General features: G+C 59.5%; 20 protein-coding genes and 1 pseudogene. 3 read left to right on the top strand and 18 right to left on the bottom strand.

Annotated features, from left to right (window positions below):
* A partial coding sequence (locus IYX23_RS00505) for an IS630 family transposase (protein WP_196392128.1) occupies positions 1-519 on the top strand: 519 nt, incomplete at its 5' end.
* 83 nt (positions 520-602) lie between these two features.
* Here IYX23_RS00505 and IYX23_RS19985 read toward each other — a convergent pair.
* The 3 genes from IYX23_RS19985 to IYX23_RS00495 all read right to left on the bottom strand — a co-directional run bounded on the left by IYX23_RS19985 (position 603) and on the right by IYX23_RS00495 (position 2,911).
* On the bottom strand, positions 603-1,355 hold the full coding sequence (locus tag IYX23_RS19985; RefSeq protein ID WP_246695824.1) for a fibronectin type III-like domain-contianing protein: 753 nt from the start codon (positions 1,353-1,355) through the stop codon (positions 603-605).
* A 202-nt stretch (positions 1,356-1,557) separates the two neighbouring features.
* Positions 1,558-1,806, bottom strand: coding sequence for a glycoside hydrolase family 3 N-terminal domain-containing protein (locus IYX23_RS19980; RefSeq protein WP_343224446.1), 249 nt, complete (start codon positions 1,804-1,806; stop codon positions 1,558-1,560).
* Between the two features lie 616 nt (positions 1,807-2,422).
* Positions 2,423-2,911 carry a hypothetical protein gene (locus IYX23_RS00495; protein ID WP_154453989.1) on the bottom strand — a complete coding sequence of 163 codons (489 nt, stop codon included), beginning with the start codon at positions 2,909-2,911 and terminating at the stop codon, positions 2,423-2,425.
* A gap of 333 nt (positions 2,912-3,244) precedes the next feature.
* On the opposite strand from IYX23_RS00495, the gene IYX23_RS00490 reads away from it, so the two are divergent.
* Positions 3,245-3,601 (top strand): hypothetical protein, encoded by a 357-nt coding sequence (locus tag IYX23_RS00490; RefSeq protein ID WP_154453988.1) that lies wholly within the window; start codon positions 3,245-3,247, stop codon positions 3,599-3,601.
* Between the two features lie 901 nt (positions 3,602-4,502).
* Here IYX23_RS00490 and IYX23_RS00485 read toward each other — a convergent pair.
* The 14 genes and pseudogenes from IYX23_RS00485 to IYX23_RS00415 form a co-directional block, all read right to left on the bottom strand.
* Positions 4,503-4,718 carry a hypothetical protein gene (locus IYX23_RS00485; protein ID WP_154453987.1) on the bottom strand — a complete coding sequence of 72 codons (216 nt, stop codon included), beginning with the start codon at positions 4,716-4,718 and terminating at the stop codon, positions 4,503-4,505.
* The gene (locus IYX23_RS00480) at positions 4,693-4,869 is read right to left on the bottom strand and encodes a hypothetical protein (RefSeq protein ID WP_210330397.1); all 177 of its coding nucleotides are present in this window, start codon (positions 4,867-4,869) and stop codon (positions 4,693-4,695) included. Before IYX23_RS00480 ends, IYX23_RS00485 begins: the two co-directional genes overlap by 26 nt.
* A gap of 595 nt (positions 4,870-5,464) precedes the next feature.
* A pseudogene (locus IYX23_RS00475) lies at positions 5,465-5,669 on the bottom strand (transposase); the annotation flags it as partial.
* Between the two features lie 620 nt (positions 5,670-6,289).
* Positions 6,290-6,955, bottom strand: a complete 666-nt coding sequence (locus IYX23_RS00470; protein ID WP_154453986.1) for an isoprenylcysteine carboxylmethyltransferase family protein — start codon at positions 6,953-6,955, stop codon at positions 6,290-6,292.
* A gap of 27 nt (positions 6,956-6,982) precedes the next feature.
* A complete protein-coding gene (locus tag IYX23_RS00465; protein ID WP_154453985.1) occupies positions 6,983-7,273 on the bottom strand; it encodes a DUF2933 domain-containing protein in 291 nt (96 codons plus the stop codon).
* 38 nt (positions 7,274-7,311) lie between these two features.
* Positions 7,312-8,373 (bottom strand): tetratricopeptide repeat protein, encoded by a 1,062-nt coding sequence (locus IYX23_RS19975; RefSeq protein WP_246695823.1) that lies wholly within the window; start codon positions 8,371-8,373, stop codon positions 7,312-7,314.
* Positions 8,370-10,910 carry a copper-translocating P-type ATPase gene (locus IYX23_RS00450; RefSeq protein ID WP_154453984.1) on the bottom strand — a complete coding sequence of 847 codons (2,541 nt, stop codon included), beginning with the start codon at positions 10,908-10,910 and terminating at the stop codon, positions 8,370-8,372. Before IYX23_RS00450 ends, IYX23_RS19975 begins: the two co-directional genes overlap by 4 nt.
* 55 nt (positions 10,911-10,965) lie before the next feature.
* Positions 10,966-11,553, bottom strand: a complete 588-nt coding sequence (locus IYX23_RS00445; RefSeq protein ID WP_246716391.1) for a DUF411 domain-containing protein — start codon at positions 11,551-11,553, stop codon at positions 10,966-10,968.
* 59 nt (positions 11,554-11,612) lie between these two features.
* On the bottom strand, positions 11,613-11,975 hold the full coding sequence (locus IYX23_RS00440) for a copper-binding protein (RefSeq protein WP_154453982.1): 363 nt from the start codon (positions 11,973-11,975) through the stop codon (positions 11,613-11,615).
* 109 nt (positions 11,976-12,084) lie between these two features.
* On the bottom strand, positions 12,085-12,222 hold the full coding sequence (locus IYX23_RS00435) for a hypothetical protein (RefSeq protein WP_196391634.1): 138 nt from the start codon (positions 12,220-12,222) through the stop codon (positions 12,085-12,087).
* Between the two features lie 430 nt (positions 12,223-12,652).
* Entirely contained in the window at positions 12,653-15,814 is a 3,162-nt protein-coding gene (locus tag IYX23_RS00430; RefSeq protein WP_196391633.1) for a CusA/CzcA family heavy metal efflux RND transporter, read from the bottom strand.
* Complete coding sequence (locus tag IYX23_RS00425) at positions 15,811-17,229, bottom strand: efflux RND transporter periplasmic adaptor subunit (protein WP_154453980.1); 1,419 nt, start codon at positions 17,227-17,229, stop codon at positions 15,811-15,813. The genes IYX23_RS00430 and IYX23_RS00425 overlap by 4 nt, the downstream gene beginning before the upstream one ends.
* Positions 17,226-17,516 (bottom strand): TolC family protein, encoded by a 291-nt coding sequence (locus tag IYX23_RS00420; protein ID WP_246695822.1) that lies wholly within the window; start codon positions 17,514-17,516, stop codon positions 17,226-17,228. Before IYX23_RS00420 ends, IYX23_RS00425 begins: the two co-directional genes overlap by 4 nt.
* 421 nt (positions 17,517-17,937) lie before the next feature.
* Positions 17,938-18,276 carry a hypothetical protein gene (locus IYX23_RS00415; protein ID WP_146190066.1) on the bottom strand — a complete coding sequence of 113 codons (339 nt, stop codon included), beginning with the start codon at positions 18,274-18,276 and terminating at the stop codon, positions 17,938-17,940.
* Positions 18,277-18,474: 198 nt separating this feature from the next.
* Between IYX23_RS00415 and ppk2 the strand changes: the two genes are divergently transcribed.
* On the top strand, positions 18,475-19,143 hold the full coding sequence (gene ppk2 / locus IYX23_RS00410; RefSeq protein ID WP_154453979.1) for a polyphosphate kinase 2: 669 nt from the start codon (positions 18,475-18,477) through the stop codon (positions 19,141-19,143).
* Here ppk2 and IYX23_RS00405 read toward each other — a convergent pair.
* Positions 19,125-19,650, bottom strand: a 526-nt coding sequence (locus IYX23_RS00405) for an IS630 family transposase (RefSeq protein ID WP_196391635.1), incomplete at its 5' end; no start/stop codon positions are given. The genes ppk2 and IYX23_RS00405 overlap by 19 nt on opposite strands.

Here is a 19,650-nt window from a genome sequence, read left to right as displayed (position 1 = left end):
TGGGATGAATCGGGGTTTCGCGCAGACGCCGTGCATGGTCGTACCTGGGGCGTCAAGGGAAAGACGCCTGTTGTCGAACGCCCCGGCCAACGGCAGACGATCAGCGCCGCCTCAGCGGTGAATGCCAAGGGCGCGTTCTGGTATTGCACCTATGAAGGCGGCCTCACCGCTGAACTGTTCGTCCAACTGCTACGCAGGATGATGCGCTATCGCTCGAAGCCGGTCCATCTGGTAGTGGACGGTCTTCCGGCCCATAAGACGAAGCTGGTGAAACGTTACGTGGAATCGACGGAGGGTCGGCTCACGCTGCATTTCTTACCGGGCTATGCGCCTGAGCTGAACCCTGATGAGCTGATCTGGAGCCATGTTAAGCGCACTGGCGTTGCCAGAGCGCCTCTCCGCAAGGGCGAGAGGCTGCTCGATAAGATCGAGACGCAATTGGCCCAGATCAAGAAAGCGCCTGAACTCGTTCGGTCATTCTTCAGGGCGCCAAGTGTCGCCTATATTACCGACCAGTGAGTAAGAATACGATTCAGCCGTCGATGAGCTTCCGAATAGGTGGCGATGATCGGCGCGCATGGACTACTCATTTCTTGCGCGATCTACCCGGCGGCAGGCAAAGCGCGCCAACTCGGGAGGCGCGCGCTTGTTGTAAGCAAGGACTTCCGATCGGCGTTGAGGCCGACCAAGATGTCGAAATCGCCCGGTTCGAGCATCGGCTCCAAGTCCTGGCCGGGAAAGCAAAAGCTCTCCGCCTTTAGCGCGAAGGCGACAGTCTTGGTTTGGCCCGGCGCCAATGCGATCTTCTCCCAGGCCTTCAGTTCCATGAGCGGACGGGCGACGGTCGCCTCGCAGTCATGAACGAAGAGGATTATCGTTTCTTCTGTCGCGGTCCGCCCCTCGTTGACAGCGTCGACCTCGACTTTGATCTGGTACTCGGATTGGAAATTTTCAGGGCTCGCGCGAATCTTTTCCAATTTGACGCGGCCGAAGGAGAGGCCGTGTCCGAAAGGGAAAAGCGGCGCGGTCGGGAGGTCGAGGTATTTGCTCGTGAAAGGATCGGTTGAATCGGCGGGCCGGCCCGAAGACCGCTCCGCATAGAAAATCGGGATCTGCCCGATGTCGCGCGGCCACGTGACCGGAAGCCGGCCGGTAGGGTTGAAGCACCCCGTCAGCACGTCGGCGTCCCGCCATATCGCCGCCCGCCTTGAGCGCGAGCGCGGCCGCTTCAATAAGATCGGTTGCGACGCCAGCTGAATCAGCTCGGTAATCGCGGCGTAGTCGCTGATGACGACTCCCTCGAAACCGAGTTCGCGCTTCAAAAAGCCGCGCAGGAGGCCGATATGCGCCGTCATGGGAACGCCTGCTACGGCATTGAACGCCGGCATGACGGCCGCGCCGCCGGCGCAAAAATGCTTCGCCGTTGCGGCGACCGAAGCTTGCGCGGCCAGGTTTCCCCTTGGAAGCCGCGGACCTTCGCTTCGGAGAATTTCGCCACGACGAGCGGGTCTTCGCCCGGACCTTCGGCGATCCAGCCCCAACGCGGATCGCGGCCCGTTAAAGACGGGCGCCTTCGTCGGAATCCGCATGACCTCCGTCGCGCGTCGCCTCAATCGCGGCCGCGCGGGCGGTCTGCTCCCATAGAAGGAGGTCGAACGCTCCGGCTTCAGCAAGAGGAATAGGGAAGATTGTCTTGTGCCCGTGCAGCACGTCGAGACCGAAAAGAAGCGGAATGCCGAGCCGCGTCTCCTCTCCCGCAAGCTTCTGAAGCGCGGCGATCGCTTCACGCTCCCAAAGATTGAAGATGCCGCCAATCCTTCCCGAGCGAATGTCTTCGGTCGTCGGCCCCCCCGGATCGGCCCCGTGACCGCTTCTCCCGCGTCATCAGGTTGAGCTGCCCGACTTTTTCCTCAAGCGTCATCTGGGCTAGAAGTGAATCGATCACGTGCACGGCGGCCTACTCGAACAATTTGTGCCGGCATCATCGCGGGGGAAGCGCGAAGTGGTCGATGCGGCATCGTAATTTGCGTCTGCGCGCGAGACGCAAGATCAATCTTGCCGAATGAGGATGCGAGTGATGCTATACTGCGTTGAAAGGGTCGATATTGATGGTCAAGCAGGCCGACAGCACGTGTCAGCCCTTCGCCGAACGGCTACGCCGGGCGAAAGATTCGCAGCGCAATTTTGAACGATTTTGGAGGCGTTTTATCTTCCTCGGGAGCGCGCTACCTTGCTTTGGCTTGGCGTTGGTCTCCTTGCGGCGATCGGCACCCCGACCAGAGCCGGCGTTACAATGGTCCAGCCGAGGGCGCCGATCATCGCAAGGTTCTGGCCAATCGACCGCTCGCCCTCGCGGCGCCATAAGGCGCGCCGCTCCTGCAGTCTTCGGACCGCCTCGTCGAGACCCATTTTCGCGAATGCGTTACGCGCCTTTGTAAATTTCCACCACCGTATCCAGCAACTTCAGTGCTTCCTCGCGGGGTCGCTGGAAGCAGTTGCGGCCAATGATCGAGCCGTTGCCGCCACCCGCGTAAATCGCGCGGGCATCGTGGTACACGCTGTCCTCGCCCTTGGCGGCGCCGCCCGAAAACACGACGATGCGCTTGGAGTTGAAGCAGCATGCATGACATGCTCCACGCGCTCCGGCAGGGTGGCAATAGGGATTCTCTTTTCCCGATAACTTTCTCCGCATCTTTGTTTTCAAGATGCGCCGTGGGCAGTTTGACCTCGATGATATTGGCGCCGAGCGAGGCCGCCATGTGCGCGGCATAGGCGACGATATCGATGGCGGTTTGCGGCCCGTGCCGCCCAGTTTGCCCGCCATCAGCATGCGGGCAAGTTGGCCTTGGCGCCGGGGGGTCTCGCCTTCGTACCAGTCGAGGATTTCGCGAACGCGCAGGGTGAGATTCATGGGAGTTGGGTCCGTGCGACGCGGAAATGCCCTTCAGCAGAATACGAGCCGACACTGCATCCCCATTAGCCAAGACGTCGGTTACTTTCAGTTCGACACGGCGCGGGTCATGTGCAATGAGGGCGCGATCTTAATTCGCAAGTTAGCAGTTCGAACTGGGTCCGCGCCAAAAATTTCCCCAGGATCGCCGTCATTTGTCCGCTGCAGTTTGCTGTAGGATGTGACCACGTGGCCGCCCGTTCTAAGGGGAAGTCGCGCCCAGCATAGGCGAGGGTTCCACCTTCAGACAAACGGTGGCGGTAGCGTTTCGCTCAACATTGGCGAGCGCTTTTTATGAACGTCGTCGTCGGCAACTCGATAGTGTGCCAGGATAAGGGTGTAGTGATCAAAGGCGGAAGGCGGCTACGCCGAAACCCCGTGTTTAAGGCGACGGCGGGCCACGTCAGACGTGGCAAAAGGCGCCGAGCGCGCGAGCTTGCGAAAGGAGTTTTGGCGAGCCTGCAAACTGCATTCGGTGACGTCGCCGGCGCGGGCAAGCATGACGTTGCGCTACCTCAACTGGTCAAGCTCTTAGAACGGAACCGGCTCGTATCAAGTGTCGGCGAAGAAATTTACAAATTGTTTTTGAGGGCGGGTGAGATTTGTTGTCGCAAGAATCCGACGCCCGCCAAATACGGCGGGCGTCTTTAATGCGAACAGTCTGGGCATCACCGGCAAACCCAAACCCATTGGCCTTGATCCCATACCCAGCAGGGACCGTGCACGTGGCCGCCGCCCCCACCGTAGTAGCCGGAGCCGCCGCTCCAATCGCGGTGCCCGTGGCGGCCGTGCCCTCCGTAGTCCGGCAGATACCGACCGTCGCTCCATGCGCCGGCTTGCGCCAATGACGCCCAAAACATTGCGGCTGCTAGAACTGCGCCAGAAGTTAGCATTTTGCGCATAGGACCCTCCCTATTCTTCTGATGGAGAACTATGACGCTTGGGGTCGAATACAAGGGCGCAGACCCCATCAAGATTTTGGATCAAGCGCTCAGTTCGACGCTTCTAATGCCATTGAGTCGAGGGGGAAAAAGTAGGGCTGCCAGAATCGGAGGCAGAATGCGGCGCGTTGGTTAAACGCCAAATACGAAGCGGCGACGCCATTCTCGACATGAAGGACAGTTCCGCAAACGCGGCCGCGGCGATGATTATCGCTGGGGCGTTTTTGACGCGTCCTGGATACTTTCAATCGAAGACGTTTAGGCAATTTAACGAGTGCACTCACCGCATTGCAGCCCAGCCTTCGTGGCAAGATCGGCGGCATCGAGAATTGCATTCCCGCACTCGCGCGCGTAGATTCGTCACAACGCTGACGGGCCACCTCCGTCGCCGAGAGCGCCCCGACCGTGGATGTAACGGCGGGGCGTTTTGCGTTTTTGGGGAGTTGAAGCCGCTCGCCACGGCGCTAATTCTATGCCCCGCAATGTTGGTGCAATCGCACCGACACAACCCTCCCAGGGGTTGTGCAAAATTCGCCCGGTCAGCAATGGCCGGGCTTTTCGTTTGCGCTCGATCAGCGGCGCCGTCGCCGGATCAAGCCAAACACCAATTTCTACTCGGCCTTTCCCAGCCGGGTCGGGTCGAAGATAAAATAGCGGCCGCCGATCGATCCTTCGAACCAAGATGATTCGTCGCGGCGCTGCAGATAGAATTTTACTTGCGTATTGGGAACGCCGACAACCATCACCGTGTCTCGGAGTTCATCGACTTCAACCGTCAACGGCTCGTCGTGGCGATCGATGTCAATAAGGACTATGCGCCGGCCCATGCTCAACCCTTGATCGACTGGCAAAATGAACAATGCGGCCCGTGCCGCCCAGTTTGCCCGCCATCAGCATGCGGGCAAGGTTGGCCTTGGCGCCGGGGGTCTCGCCTTCGTACCAGTCAAGGATTTCTTGAACGCGGAAGGTGAGATTCATGGGAGTTGGGTCCGTGTGACGCTGAAATGCCTTCAGCAGAATACGAGCCGACACTGCATCCCATTGGCCAAGGCGTCGGGGCGGGTTATGTCGAATGCGGGTCGCGATCTTAATTCGTAAGTTAGCAGTTCGAACGTTCGAACCGCGCGCGCCAAAAATGTTCCCAAGGTCGCTGTCATTTGTCCGCTGCGGCTTGCTGTTGACAGTTGGATGTGACCGCGTGGCCGCCCGCTCTCGCGAGACGTTCGTGCGTGCCCAGCATCGGCGAGGGTTCCACCTTCAGGACAAACGGCAGCGGTAGTGCTTTGCTCAACGTCGGCAAGCGTTTTTCATGAACGTTATCGTCAGCAACTCGATGGTGTGCCAGGGATAAGAGCGTAGCGCGATCAAAGGCGGGTACGCGGAAATGCCGCGCATGGCATGATTAAAGCGACGGCGGGCCACGTCAAACGTGGCAAATGGCGCCGAGCGCATGCTTGCGAAAGAAGTTGTGGCGAGCCTGCTGCCTGCAAACCGCATTCGGTGGCGTCTCCGGCGCGGACAAGTATGACCGGTGCGCGACCTCAAGTGGTCAAGCTCTCAGAGCGAATTCGTCTTAATCCGGCTCATATCCAGCGGCGGCGAAAAAATGTTTGCATTCTTGTGGCGTGAACTCTTGGAGCTCGGCGCCGATCCTGTCCCAGAGACCATCGACGGTTCGCTTGGCGGCATTGCGCAGCAGCGCTTTCAGCTCGGAGAAAGGCGTTTTCGATCGGTTGGAAGTCGGGGCTATAGGGAGGCAGATAAAGCAGCGTCGCTCCTGTCGGTTCGTAACCGCTGCTGTCAGCTTGCAATTGCATTCAAATTGGTTTGATGGCGGGTGAGATCTGCGTCGCAAGAATCCGACGCCCGCCAAGCATGGCGGGCGTCTTTGATGCGAACAGCCTGGGCGTCACTGGCAAACCCAAACCCAGTGACCTTGATCCCATACCCGACAAACACTGCCGAAGGGGATGCCTCCACCGTAGCCATAGAAGCCATAGTAGCCGCTCCAATCCCTGTGCTGATAGCGGTAGTGCCCTCCGTAGTCTGGCAAATACCGACCGTGGTGAAATGTGCCGGCTTGCGCCAGCGACGCCCACAACATAGCGGCTGCTAGAACTGCGCCAGAAGTTAGCATTTTGCGCATAGGGTCCTCCCTATTCTTCTGACGGAGAACTATGACGCTTGGGGTCGAACACAACCCCATCAATCAAGATTTTGTACCAAGCGCTCGGTCCGAAGTTTCTAATGCCATTGAAGTTGTTGCATCGTTCAACGCCAACTATGCGGCGCGCCCTTTTCAGTTCTTCAGGTCTCCATATGGCCAAACGAGCTGTCAGTACAAATTAGCAGAGGGGCTCTCCTCATCCCGAGGATCGGCGTTTCTAAGATCGCTCTGTCAGCCTTGGCTGTGATTACGACGCTGACTTGTAGCTGCGATTCGCGGAATGAAAGCCGGAACCTCGGCCATGTACTGTCGATATGCCGCGCCGAATTCGGCGAGCGCCTCGTTTTCTTCTGCCCGGGCGAGGCGCACGTACATGACGACGAGGACCGGAAACATCGCCAGCGTCAGCAATGTCGGCCATTGCAGAAGGAAGCCGAGCAAGACGAGTATGAAACCGACATATTGGGGATGACGCACATACGCGTACACTCCAGTGATTGCGAGCTCGCGTCGGCGCTGCGCCTCATAGAGGACGCTCCAGCCCGCTGAAATCAAAATAAAGCCGCCGCCGATGAGCGCTATGCTCGCCACGTGGAATGGGCCCCAATGCGGATTGGCTTTCCACCCGAACATCATCTCGAGCAGATGTCCGGCATCATGCGTGAACCAGTTCACGTCAGGCCAATGGCTTTGCAGCCAGCCAGACAGCACGTAGATCGTGAGCGGAAAGCCGTACATTTCAGCGAATAACGCTACGAGAAACGCGCTGAAGGCGCCAAAGGAACGCCAGTCGCGTTTCGTCTGCGGTTTAAAGAAGGTGAAGGCGAAAAAGATGAAGATCGCCGAATTGAGAATGACGAGCGACCACAGGCCATAGGCCGGATTGTCATTGTGCACGGGTAGCCTCCTCTTTCGTCGAGACTGTCAGTGTTGGCGCTGGAGGTCGCTCTGGCCGTCGGAAGGGCCCTTGTTCGCGCCCTCGCTCGACCCATGTCGCCCATGACCGCGATGCATGAAAATGTGCATGAGGGGGCAGGCTAGGAGTAGCAAGTAAGGAAGCGCTCCGAAGAGATGCGCGGTGTGTTCCGTCACGAGATAGAACCCCGCGATCGCCAGGAACCCGATCAGAACCCAGTTTTCCCGTGACGCGAGAAGGCCGCGCTTCGAACTGTCAGAACCGCCATTCTGTGTATAGTGTTCGTGTTCGTGTCGCATCGCTCGCTCCTTCGACGTTGGGCCGGCCGACAGGCGTTCTATTCGACGACCAGCCTGCCGCGGAACATGCCCATGGGGCATGCAAAATTGAATTCGCCAGACTCCCTCGGCAGGAACTCGACCGCGACGGTTTCGCCGGTGGGCAGTTCGGCGCTCTTTTGAAAGTCGGCGAAAATCACCTTGTCGGAGCACGACGCCGTCTCTTCACGGCGGAAGTTGAGCCGCACCGGCTTGCCCCGCCGCACGATGATGGTGTCGGGCGTGTACCCGCCTTTCACCAGAATCATCGCTTCTTGATAGCCGCCGCTGGTTTCGGCCGCGCGCACGCCTTCCGCACGCTTGAGCCAGAAGAACCAGACGATGAAGGCGATCAGAGCGGACCCGCCGAACGCCACGATCAGGCGATCCGAGGACGTGTACGTCGCCACAACAGGGGCCCGTGGGCCCGCCGCGGCTGGAGGCGTTGCGCGCTCGGCGATCGCGCTGTTTATCTCGTCAAGCGCTTCTTTCGCCGAAGCGAGCTGGGGGTCGAGCTTCAACGCTGCTTCGAGATCCTGTTTGGCGCTCTCGAGATCCTGTTTGCCCAGATAGGCCTTGGCCCGGGAGACGAAGGCTTCCGCCAATTCGGGATCGAGAGCGATCGCCTTGTCGTAATCCGCGATGGCGGAATAGAAGTCGTTTTTCGCTCGATAAGCCTCGCCTCGGCCAAGGAAAGCGACGGCGTTTGGTTGCTCCGCGATGGACGCATCGTAATCGGCGATCGCGTTGTCGAAATCGCCCTTCGCTTTGAAGATGGATGCCCGTTCTGCAAGCGCGGACGCCGCCTTGGGATAGAGTTTCAGCGCCTTGTCCAAATCGGCGAGGGCGCGATCAAGATCGCCCTTCGCTCGATAGGCGCCGCCACGATTAAAATAGGCTGTGAACTGATCACGCCTACTTTGGCGTTTTAGACGGTCGATGACCTCCGTGCAGCCCGCGATCCGAGCGTCCGGTTCGGCGCTTCGACACCGTCCCCAGCGATCGCTCTGTGCCGACGCCGTCGCGGCGAGCAAAACCAAAAAGAACCCGGCGAGCGCAAGGCGGGGCGGCCGTGAGATCATGATGCGGTCCTCCTCGGCTGAAAGAAGCGCAGGCGATTGGCGTTACTGACAACCGTGACGGAACTGAAGGCCATGGCGGCTGAGGCGAGGAGCGGCGACAGCAGGATGCCTAGGGCCGGATAAAGCGCGCCCATCGCCACAGGTATGCCGAGAACGTTGTAACCGAAGGCGCCGACCAAGTTTTGGCGCACGTTACGCATGGTGGCGCGGCTGATCTCGATCGCCGTGACAACGCCCTGTAAGCTGCCCCTGATGAGCGTCACGTCGCTTGCCTCGACCGCGACATCCGTGCCCGTGCCGATGGCGAAGCCGACATCGGCTTGCGCAAGCGCCGGCGCGTCGTTGACGCCGTCGCCCACCATGCCGACGGTCTTTCCTTCAAGCTGGAGTTTTTGAACCTCATGCGCCTTGGCGTCGGGCAGCACCTCTGCGAGCACGCGACCGATGCCTACTTGACTTGCAATCGCCTTGGCCGTTCGTTCGTTGTCACCCGTAAGCATGATGACCTCAATCCCTAAGCGCATCAGGATCTCGATCGCTTGCTTGGAATCGGGCTTCACTGTGTCGGCGACAGCGACGAGGCCCACAGATTGTCCGTCGGCCGCCACATACATTGGTGTCTTCCCTTCATTGGCGAGGCGCTCCCACGTCGGCGCAAGGGCGTCGATTGCGACGCCACGATCACCCATCAGCTTTGTGTTGCCGAGGAGGACTTGACGGCCATCGACCTCGCCGCTCACGCCATGACCAGGTATCGCCACGAATCCCCTCGCTTCAACGGGCGGAAGGCCGCGCGCCTCCGCACCCTTAACGATGGCTTCGCCAAGCGGGTGCTCGGAGCCGCGTTCGAGAGCCGCCGCGAGCCGCAGCACAGTCTCTTCGCGTTGACCGTCGACGGGAACCACGTCCGTCAACGAAGGCTCGCCGCGTGTGATCGTTCCGGTCTTATCGAGAATGATCACCTGGAGTTTCTCCGAGCTTTGAAGCGCATCACCGGAGCGGATGAGGATTCCATTCTCGGCGCCCTTGCCGATTCCTACCGTTAACGAAGTCGGCGTGGCGAGCCCCAGCGCACAAGGGCAGGCGATGATCAGTGTCGTGACCAGAACGATGGTCGCGTAGATGACGCGCGGCTCTGGGCCGAAGACATACCAGATCATGAAGGAGAGAACGCTCAAGATCATCACGGTCGGAACGAAAAAGCCGGATACGGCGTCGACGACGCGCTGGATTGGCGCCTTCGAGCCTTGAGCGTCCTTGACCATCCGGATGATGTTAGCGAGTGCTGTGTCCTTGCCGACCTTTGTCGCGCGGAACTTAAAACTGCCCGTCTTATTGAGCGTGCCGCCAATTGCCTCGTCGCCGACATGTTTCTCGACAGGAATCGACTCCCCGGTGATCATCGATTCATCGACGGCGCTGGACCCTTCGGTCACCTCGCCGTCCACAGGGATCTTGTCGCCTGGACGGATCACGACTGTGTCGCCGGCGACGACCTCTTCTACGGCCAAGTCAATTTCCTTGCCGTCACGCAGCACCCGTGCGGTCTTGGCCTGTAGGCCGATGAGCTTTTTGATCGCTTCCGAGGTGCGGCCCTTGGCCTTTAGCTCTAAGGCCAGCCCCAGCGTGACGAGGGCGATCACCACGTCGGTCACATCCCAGAAGACTTCGGCAAGCGCCATGCTCGGGAAGAGATGGGGGAAGGCGACGGCGATTACCGAATAAAGAAATGCCGCCGAGACGCCAATCGAGATTAAGGTGTGCATATTGGCGGCGCGGTGCTTCAACGCATCCCACATGCCGACAAAGAATTGTGAGCCCGACCAGACGAGCACGGGAACCGATGCCACGCCAAGCAGCGCCCAGACGATACGCCGAGTGTCGCTGCCCGCCGGCATCCACTCACGCAACCCGGGAATCAGATCGGGATAGCTCAGCGCCATAACGGGCGCCGATACGATCGCCGCGAACCAGAACTTGTGCATGAGCGCTTTATATTCACTTTCGCGCGCAATCTGGTCGGGATCAGCACCGGCTTCGACGGCGGCCCTTATATCCTGGGGTTGTCGCTCAGCGACCCTGTGGCCGGAAGCTTCGATCGCCGAACGGATTGCGCTGAAATCGGTCTTTTGCGGGTCATATTCGATATCAACGGCGCTTGAGCCGAGATTGGCTGCAGCGGCAATGACGCCCGGCGTCCCCTTCAGGGCGGACTCGACGCGGGTCACGCAAGAGGCGCAATGCATTTGTGCTACGGAAACGCGAATTTTCGCGGCGCCCGGCACGTAGCCGGCGAAGCGGATGGCTTTTGCGAGGTCGACGATCTTCACGCGATCCGCGTCGTAATCGATGGCGGCGATCTGGTTCACGAGGTTCACTCGGGCCGATACGACTCCCTTTATTTCCCCGAGCGCCTTTTCGATCGCGGGAGGGCAGTGGGCGCAGGTCATGCCGCCCACGGTCAATTCTATGTGCTCACGTCGAGCAGCCGTGGACAATGCGCCAGTTGTCGGTAGCGGGATCATCGTGTCGATCATGGTCAACCCCGTCGTCCATATCCCCGGGTGTCTTCCGCCTGCGCTCGCGCAGACCTTATGGATAGCGCGCGAACACTTCAGTCGAGCCGTCGCGTTTCACGAGCAGCACGTTGTAAGATGCGGCCGCGCCCTGCTCCATGCCTGGCGAACCCGCAGGCATTCCAGGAACGCTCAGCCCGATCGCGTCGGGCCGCTCCGCCAGCAGCCGCTTTATTTCGCTCGCCGGCACGTGACCCTCGATCGTGTAGCCTTCCACAATGGCGGTGTGGCAAGAGGCGAGTTCGGGCGTTATGCCATGCTCTTTCTTGATCTTGGCGATATCCCTCACATCGATCATCGTGACCTTCATGCCCGCATCTTCGAGACGCTTTGCCCATAGGCGACAGCATCCACAGGATGGCGAGCGCCATGCGACGATGTCTTGAGCAAGGGCCGCAAGCGGCGCACTAAGGCCAAGGGCGAAGACGATGGCCAAACTTGTTTTCGATTTTGACATGTCAGTCTCCTGGAAGGAAGCCAAGCAGGCCGCGTCGACCTGCGCTCGTCGATTCACTCGAGCAAGTATTTGATGAGCACTATTATCGCGAGAATCAGGGCTACCGGCATCAAAATCCAGAAGGGTCCCATGCTCGACATGCCCCAACCGCTCATCGTCCCGTCTGATTCCATCAGTGGCTAATTTCCCCTTTTGCAATCGTCCGCTCACTCCATGCGGCGAATTTCGTCGATGACATAGAGGCCTTTTGCATCGCGGCTCAGGGTGAACGTCACTTTGGCTCCCGGCGCCAAGCCCGTGAGGTCGATGCCGGGCGCGATGCCGAAAGCCATCGTCATGCCGGGCCAATTCAACGCGGCGATCGGCCCGTGCGTGATCAGGAGCTTGCGCTCGGTTGCATTGACGCCCTTGATGAGGCCGTCGCCAGACGCCTTGTCTGCGGCTTGGGCGACGACGAGCCGTTGCGCGGATTCGACCGCGCCGACTTTTGTCGCGCAGAGCGTGGGGACGATCGCCGAAGCAGCGAGAACCGCAACGAGTTTGACGCGGTGATGAGGAAGGTTCTGCATTATTTCTCTCCTTGGTGAACATCATTCCGCGCTTTGAAACGCGGATCGAATGGCCAGCGTCTTCGACAACCATGCTGTTTCATCGTCGAGCGGCGGCCAAAGCGCTTAATCAGCGTATAGACCGAGTGATGACGACAAGCATCAGAGCCGTCGAATGCGCCATCCCGCCAATCATCGGAACGGCGACACGCTGCATGATTTCTGATCCGGCGCCTGCGCCCCAGAGGATCGGCACGAGACCCGCCATGCTGACGCCGACCGTTTCGGCACATAACGGCGCTCTGAGACCTTCTTGGCGCAGGGCCGCTTTCCTATAAGAAACGGCCCCAGAACAAAGCCCCAGTCGGGTCGTTCCTATATAGCTGAAAGGGATTACGATATGCGCGGCTTCATGTTGAATATGCATTCAATCACGAGGCCTCCCCCCGTCAGCGGCAGACCCACACCCATTGTCCGTTATGGCGATGCCAGCACACATTATGCCTGTGTTGACCCGGAGTGCTCCAATCGCGATGCCCGTGACGGCTATGCCCGCCGGGGACCATTCCGTGAATCTGCGGATCTTGCTCCTGCATCTCTTGGGCCATTGTGGGGACGGATAGGGCCAGCATCGTCGCTAAGGCAATAGAGAGTCTAAGCATTGGTTTTTCCTCCTCTGAAGATTGCTGTGCACGGTCTTATGGACCTGCATGGATAGTTCCTTCCAGCTCCTGTTTGACCTCGCCTTTTTCAGACAGGCCAAACCCCTTGATCAGCGCATAGATCGCCGGAATGACGACGAGCGTCAGAGCCGTCGAAGACACCATCCCGCCAATCATCGGAACGGCGATGCGCTGCATAACTTCTGATCCTGCGCCCGTGCTCCAGAGGATCGGCACAAGCCCCGCCATGATGGCGACGACCGTCATCATTTTCGGCCGCACGCGGTCGACCGCGCCGAGCATAATCGCTTCTCGCAAATCGGCGCGAGTGAAGCTCTTCCCTTCGGCCGCACGCTTGGCCGCGACCTCACGCATCGCCGCATCGAGATAGATCAGCATCACGACGCCGGTCTCGGCGGCGACGCCGGCGAGCGCTATGAAGCCGACCGCCACTGCGACGGACATGTTGAAGTTCAGGAGCCACATCAGCCATACGCCGCCGACGAGCGCGAAGGGCAGCGACAGCATGACAATCAATGTTTCGGTCAAACGGCGGAAATTCAGGTAGAGCAACAGGAAGATGATGAGTAGCGTCAGGGGCACGACCAGCCGCATGCGCGCCTGTGCACGCTCCAGATATTCGAATTGGCCGCTCCAAACGACATAAGAGCCTGGCGGGAACTCAATCGTGTCGACGACCGCCTGGCGCGCTTCTTCGACAAAGCCGCCGAGATCGCGGCCCCGAATATCGACGAAGATGTAGACCGCGAGCTGGCCATTCTCGGTGCGAATCGAGGTCGGGCCACGAACGAGTTCGACCCTCGCTACCTCGCCGAGCGGAACCGTCCCGCCGCCGGGTAAGGGAATCAGCACTTCGCTGGCGATCGCTCTCGGATTGGAGCGGAAGTCGCGCGGATAGCGGATGTTGACGCCGTAGCGTTCGCGTCCTTCAACCGTTGTTGTGACGGTCTCGCCGCCGAGCGCCGTGGCGATTGTCGCTTGCAGGTCGCCGATCATGAGGCCGTAACGCGCGAGCGCAGCGCGATCCGGCGCGATGTCGAGGTAGTAGCCGCCCATGACGCGTTCGGCGTAGGCGGAAGAAGCGCCGGGAACGCGTTTCACCACAGTTTCAACCTGCCGCGCCAAGTTCTCGATTTGCGCAAGATCGCGGCCGAAAATCTTGACGCCGATTGGCGTCCTGATCCCGGTCGCCAGCATGTCGATCCTGTTTCGGATTGGCATGGTCCAGGCGTTTGACACGCCGGGAAATTGCAACGCCGCATCCAACTCCGCAGTGAGCTTGTCGATCGTCATTCCAGCGCGCCACTGATCCTTTGGCTTCAGCTGGATGACGGTCTCGAACATTTCGAGCGGCGCCGGATCGGTCGCGGTCGAGGCGCGCCCGGCCTTGCCATAGGCGGACTGAACTTCCGGGAAAGATTTGATGATGCGGTCCTGCGTTTGCAGGAGCTCGGCGGCCTTGGTGACCGAAAGTCCCGGCAGCGTCGTCGGCATGTAAAGTAGCGCTCCCTCATTGAGGGCGGGCATGAATTCGCTGCCGAGCTGGCGCGCCGGAATGATGGTTATCGCGAGCGCTCCCAGCGCCAGCAGAATCGTGGCGACCTTCGCTTTAAGCACCAGACTTATGATCGGTCGATAGAGCCAGATGAGCGCGCGATTGATCGGGTTTCTCGCCTCCGGAACGATTTTTCCGCGCACGAATAGGACCATCAGCGCCGGCACGAGCGTCACGGAAAGAAGCGCCGCCGCCGCCATCGCGAAAGTCTTGGTGAAGGCGAGCGGGCCGAACAGGCGCCCCTCTTGCGCTTCGAGCGTGAAGATCGGCAAGAAAGAAACCGTAATAATCAACAGACTAAAGAAAAGGGCGGGGCCGACTTCTGTTGCAGCGTCGATCAGTATCTCGATGCGCCGCTTATCCGGATGTGCGCGCTCCAGACGCTTGTGTGCGTTCTCGATCATGACGATGGCGGCGTCGACCATTGCGCCGATCGCGATGGCGATGCCGCCCAAACTCATGATGTTCGAGCCGAGTCCCAGCGCCTTCATCGCGGCGAAGGCCATCAAAATGCCGACCGGCAACATGATGATGGCGACGAGAGAGCTACGCACATGCAAGAGGAACGCAACACAGACGAGCGCGACAATGATGCTTTCCTCGATGAGCGTACTCTTTAGTGTTTCGATGGCAGCATGAATGAGCTGTGAGCGATCGTAAACCGAGACGATCTCGACGCCTTTCGGTAGGCCTGTCGCCATCTGCGCGAGGGTGGACTTGACATTGTCGATCACTGTGAGCGCATTGGCGCCATAACGTTGCAGCGCGATGCCACTCGCGACCTCGCCATCGCCGTTAAGTTCCGTGATGCCACGTCGTTCGTCGGGACCGAGTTCGATGCGTGCGACATCCTTTAGGAGAAGCGGCGTGCCGCTTTCAACGCGCAGAACAATGCTTTCCAGGTCGCTCACGCCGCGTAGATAGCCGCGTCCGCGCACGATGAATTCAAATTCGGAAAGTTCGACCGTGCGGCCGCCGACATCGGCGTTGCTCGCACGAATGACCTCGCGCACTTTCGACAGCGGAATGCCGAGCGCGCGCAGTCGATTAGGATCGACAACGACATTATACTGCTTGACAAATCCGCCGACGCTCGCGATCTCAGCGACGCCTTCGGCCTTGGCGAGGCCGTAGCGGATCGTCCAGTCCTGGATCGAGCGCAATTCGGCGAGCGTCATATCCTTGGCGATGAGCGCATATTGATAGACCCAGCCAACGCCCGTCGCATCGGGACCAAGAACAGGCGTCACGCCCGCCGGCAATCTCTTACTCGCCGCGCTCAAATATTCGAGGACGCGCGAGCGCGCCCAATAAATATCGACGCCATCGTCGAAGATGACGTAGACGAAGGATACGCCAAAAAACGAAAATCCGCGGACTACTTTGGAACGCGGAACCGTCAACATCGAACTGGTGAGCGGATAAGTGACTTGGTCCTCGACGACTTGCGGCGCCTGGCCCGGATATTCCGTATAGACGATCGCTTGCACATCGGAGAGATCGGGAATGGCGTCGAGCGGCAGTGTGCGCAAGGCATAGAACCCCGCTGCGACGACGAAGGCTGTGCCGACGAAAATGAGAACAAGGTTGCGCGCCGACCACGCGATGAGGCGGGCGATCACTTGCCAGCCTCCCCTTGATCGAGAGCTCGCAACGCCGCCTTCAAATTGCTTTCGGCGTCGATAAGGAAGTTCGCGGCCGTGACGACGCGTTCGTTTTCGTTTACGCCGCTCTTGATTTCGACGAAGCCTTCGCCGCGTCGGCCGATTTTGACTTCGCGCGGCTCGAAACGCCCGTCGCCCTTGTCGACAATCGCCACTTGCCGCTTGCCTGTGTCGATGACGGCGCTTTCGGGGACAGTAAGCGCCTTCTCGTTTCCGCCGGCGGCGATCTCCACCTCGGCGTACATGTCTCCCCGCAACAGCCCGTCGGGGTTCGCCAGTTCGATCCTCACGCGCCCCGTGCGCGTCTCAATATTGAGATGGGGATAGATCAGCGCGACCTTCCCCTTGAAGGTTCGATCTGGGTAGGCTCTTGGTCGGACGTCGACCTTTTGTCCGGGGGCCACCAAAGAGATGTCGCGCTCGGCGATGTCAGCCAACACCCAGACCACCGAATGGTCGACGATGCGAAATAGCGCATCACCCGGCGCGGCGCGCATGCCGTTGAGCGCAGTCCGCTCGAAGATGTGTCCGTCCTGCGGCGCCCGCCATAGTATATGATGGGGGACGCTACGCGCGCGCGCTATCTCTGCAATAGCATTGTCATCAAGACCGAGGTTGCGGAGTCGCAGCCTCGCAGACTCAATGCCCGCCGCCTCGATTGCTTCGCCCCGTCGCGTTTTGAGGACGGCGACATATTCGGCCGCCGCGCTCGAAACATTGGGGCCATAGATGCGCATGAGCACCTGGCCCTTGCGGACGTAATCGCCTTCCACGAACTTCTCGACCGATTCGATGAAGCCCTCGAAGCGCAGGGAGACGATCGAGATACGGCGCGGGTCGAACTCGATCCTGCCCGTCGCGCGAACAGGGACGCTCAGCGTCTGACGTTCGACCGGTTCGGAACGAACCCCTGTCTTTTGTAACTTGCCGGGGCTGATTGTGACGGTCGAACTATCCTCGGATTCGTCTTCATAGACGGGAATGTAATCCATTCCCATCGAATCCTTCTTTGGAACGGGCGAAGTGTCGGGCAGGCCCATCGGATTGCGATAGAACCGCACGCGTCGCTGGCCGCTCGCGGCGGCGACCGGAGGCGGCTTATCCCCGAAACTCACGTCCTCGCTCGCGCGCACCGGCAGATAGTCCTTGCCGGCCGATGTTTTCTTCGGCGTGAACGAATAGGCCGGGCGACCATCGGGGTCGCGGTAGTAAATGATCGGCCCTGTCGATGCGGGCGTACTGTCCGAGACATTCGGAATCGCGCCCGGCGTTTTCGAAGGGGTAGGCCATGGATAACGCCCTTCGACCAAGCGCGCGAAGACCGCCGCGAAGACCGCAAAGCCCAAGAGAAGAATGACGTAACGCCGCGTCATAGAGATCCTCCCGCCAGACGTTCGAGTTCGGCGTATCTCGCCTGTTCCTCCACCTTGAGCTTCAACAGTTCGAATTTGACCGCACGGAGCCGACATTCTGCATCTAAGACTGCGGCGAGATCGGTTGTTCCGGCTGGGAAGCCGCTTGCGGCAGTCTCGACTGACAAATAAGCTTGCGGAACCTGACGCTGTTCGACGATGCGGATCGTCTTGCGCACGGCTTCAAGTCCCAACCACGCTTCCGCGATGGCGCCATCGAGCCGGATTCGAATGGCGTCGTATTGCATCTGCGCGGCGCCGGCCCTGGTCAATTGGACCGACCGAGGGAAGGCGCCTGTCTCTCGACGCCCTTGGCATCCCGGTGTGAAGGCGAGAGTGTGCGTGGGCGGAACGCGTGGACCCATGTCTTCTCCAATAGTGGGCGCTGATAATTGGCGACGCCACTAATAATACAGACGTAATTTCGAGTATGTACCGAGTCAATGCCGCCAAGCAAAAATAATTACATAGTATTATTTAAGGCACGTCTCGCGCAGATACTCGTTCTCCTGGCGCGTATTATTGCGCAGAAAGCATGAATAAGGCGGCTTGTTGATATTTGGTTCAGGGTTATCCGCAACGTGTCCCAGCTCGTGCGGCCTGGTGGGACGCGCCAAGGGGTGCGTCCGACGTCCGGGCGTCGCGCTACTGCGGCCGACTATTGCGGCGTTAGGCGATTGGAGGCCGAAGATCCGGCGGGCCGGAAAGGCCGCAGCGTTCACGGTCGTCGCGCGGCGTCAATGGCGATGCACACGTCGCAATTATCGAAGTAATAACGGTTTCGTGCGGCGGCAGGATGGTTTGCGTCAGCCCGCATGTCAGCGTCGCGCAGTCGAGACCGCCGGCGCGGTCACCATTCATGCTTTCGAGGCAATCATCCATATTCATCATGCCAACCATGCCATCACACTGGTGCGTGGCTTTGGACCTCCAAGCGCCGCTCATGCCGCTAGTCAATACGGCCAGCAGGGCGAGAAGGACGATAAATGATTGCACCCGACGAGACATGTTCGCCAAACTCATAGAGCTTTTTAATAGTATAATTGAATTCGTGTCCCGATTCAAATCCGAGCCATCGGTCTTGCCGCGTCGCCCTTTGTCGACTCGAATTGGGCGGCCCGGTGAAATTTGAGGATTATCGCTTAAATTTTAGACGCGTTCCTGTTGCGCTCCTCGTTTGGCTCGGCAGCCGAAGGGACAATTCGCATGACCGAGAATGATAATTCAGAAAGCGACGCATACCGAAAGGCGTTGCATAAGGCGCAGGTGGAGCTGGTCAAATTCCATAAGCACGTCATCGAAAACGATCGCAAGATACTGGTCATTTTGGAAGGCCGGGACGCGGCCGGCAAAGACGGGACGGCCAAGCGCATCACCGAGCATCTCAGTCCGCGCGAATCGCGAATCGTCGCGCTAGCCAAACCCTCGGACCAGGACCGAAAATCCTGGTATTTTCAACGCTATGTGCCGCATTTGCCAAGTAGCGGCGAGATCGTGATCTTCAACCGCAGCTGGTACAATCGCGCGGGCGTCGCACGTGTCATGGGCTTCTGCACGAATGAAGAATATGAGCAGTTCGTGCACACCGTGCCGATATATGAGCAATTGCTCGTCCATTGCGGCGTCACAATCATCAAATATTATCTCGACATCAGCCGTGACGAACAGGAAAAGCGGCTCAAGCGCCGACGAGAAGACCCGTTGCGCCAGTGGAAAATTAGCCCCGTCGATGAAAAGGCGCTAAGCCACTGGAAGGATTATTCGCAAGCGCGCAACGAGATGCTCCTGAGAACGCACAGCGTGTTCGCCCCTTGGACGCTTGTGAAAGCCGACGACAAAAAATCCGCGCGTCTTACTCACTGGTCGGTAATATAGGCGACACTTGGCGCCCTGAAGAATGACCGAACGAGTTCAGGCGCTTTCTTGATCTGGGCCAATTGCGTCTCGATCTTATCGAGCAGCCTCTCGCCCTTGCGGAGAGGCGCTCTGGCAACGCCAGTGCGCTTAACATGGCTCCAGATCAGCTCATCAGGGTTCAGCTCAGGCGCATAGCCCGGTAAGAAATGCAGCGTGAGCCGACCCTCCGTCGATTCCACGTAACGTTTCACCAGCTTCGTCTTATGGGCCGGAAGACCGTCCACTACCAGATGGACCGGCTTCGAGCGATAGCGCATCATCCTGCGTAGCAGTTGGACGAACAGTTCAGCGGTGAGGCCGCCTTCATAGGTGCAATACCAGAACGCGCCCTTGGCATTCACCGCTGAGGCGGCGCTGATCGTCTGCCGTTGGCCGGGGCGTTCGACAACAGGCGTCTTTCCCTTGACGCCCCAGGTACGACCATGCACGGCGTCTGCGCGAAACCCCGATTCATCCCAGAAAAAC

Origin of the sequence: Methylocystis sp. L43 (assembly GCF_015709525.1) — a bacterium.
Taxonomy (GTDB): domain Bacteria; phylum Pseudomonadota; class Alphaproteobacteria; order Rhizobiales; family Beijerinckiaceae; genus Methylocystis.
This window is presented reverse-complemented; position numbering and strand designations above follow the sequence as displayed.

Coding starts and splice junctions, on each gene's coding strand:
- ppk2 (WP_154453979.1), top strand. CDS start 18,475: ATGACCGAGAATGATAATTCAGAAAGCGACGCATACCGAAAGGCGTTG.
- IYX23_RS00425 (WP_154453980.1), bottom strand. CDS start 17,229: ATGACGCGGCGTTACGTCATTCTTCTCTTGGGCTTTGCGGTCTTCGCG.
- IYX23_RS00440 (WP_154453982.1), bottom strand. CDS start 11,975: ATGCAGAACCTTCCTCATCACCGCGTCAAACTCGTTGCGGTTCTCGCT.
- IYX23_RS00420 (WP_246695822.1), bottom strand. CDS start 17,516: ATGCAATACGACGCCATTCGAATCCGGCTCGATGGCGCCATCGCGGAA.
- IYX23_RS19975 (WP_246695823.1), bottom strand. CDS start 8,373: ATGATCTCACGGCCGCCCCGCCTTGCGCTCGCCGGGTTCTTTTTGGTT.
- IYX23_RS00435 (WP_196391634.1), bottom strand. CDS start 12,222: ATGGCGGGTCTCGTGCCGATCCTCTGGGGCGCAGGCGCCGGATCAGAA.
- IYX23_RS00490 (WP_154453988.1), top strand. CDS start 3,245: ATGAACGTCGTCGTCGGCAACTCGATAGTGTGCCAGGATAAGGGTGTA.
- IYX23_RS00485 (WP_154453987.1), bottom strand. CDS start 4,718: ATGGGCCGGCGCATAGTCCTTATTGACATCGATCGCCACGACGAGCCG.
- IYX23_RS00480 (WP_210330397.1), bottom strand. CDS start 4,869: ATGAATCTCACCTTCCGCGTTCAAGAAATCCTTGACTGGTACGAAGGC.
- IYX23_RS00450 (WP_154453984.1), bottom strand. CDS start 10,910: ATGATCGACACGATGATCCCGCTACCGACAACTGGCGCATTGTCCACG.
- IYX23_RS19985 (WP_246695824.1), bottom strand. CDS start 1,355: ATGACGGCGCATATCGGCCTCCTGCGCGGCTTTTTGAAGCGCGAACTC.
- IYX23_RS00495 (WP_154453989.1), bottom strand. CDS start 2,911: ATGAATCTCACCCTGCGCGTTCGCGAAATCCTCGACTGGTACGAAGGC.
- IYX23_RS00415 (WP_146190066.1), bottom strand. CDS start 18,276: ATGTCTCGTCGGGTGCAATCATTTATCGTCCTTCTCGCCCTGCTGGCC.
- IYX23_RS00465 (WP_154453985.1), bottom strand. CDS start 7,273: ATGCGACACGAACACGAACACTATACACAGAATGGCGGTTCTGACAGT.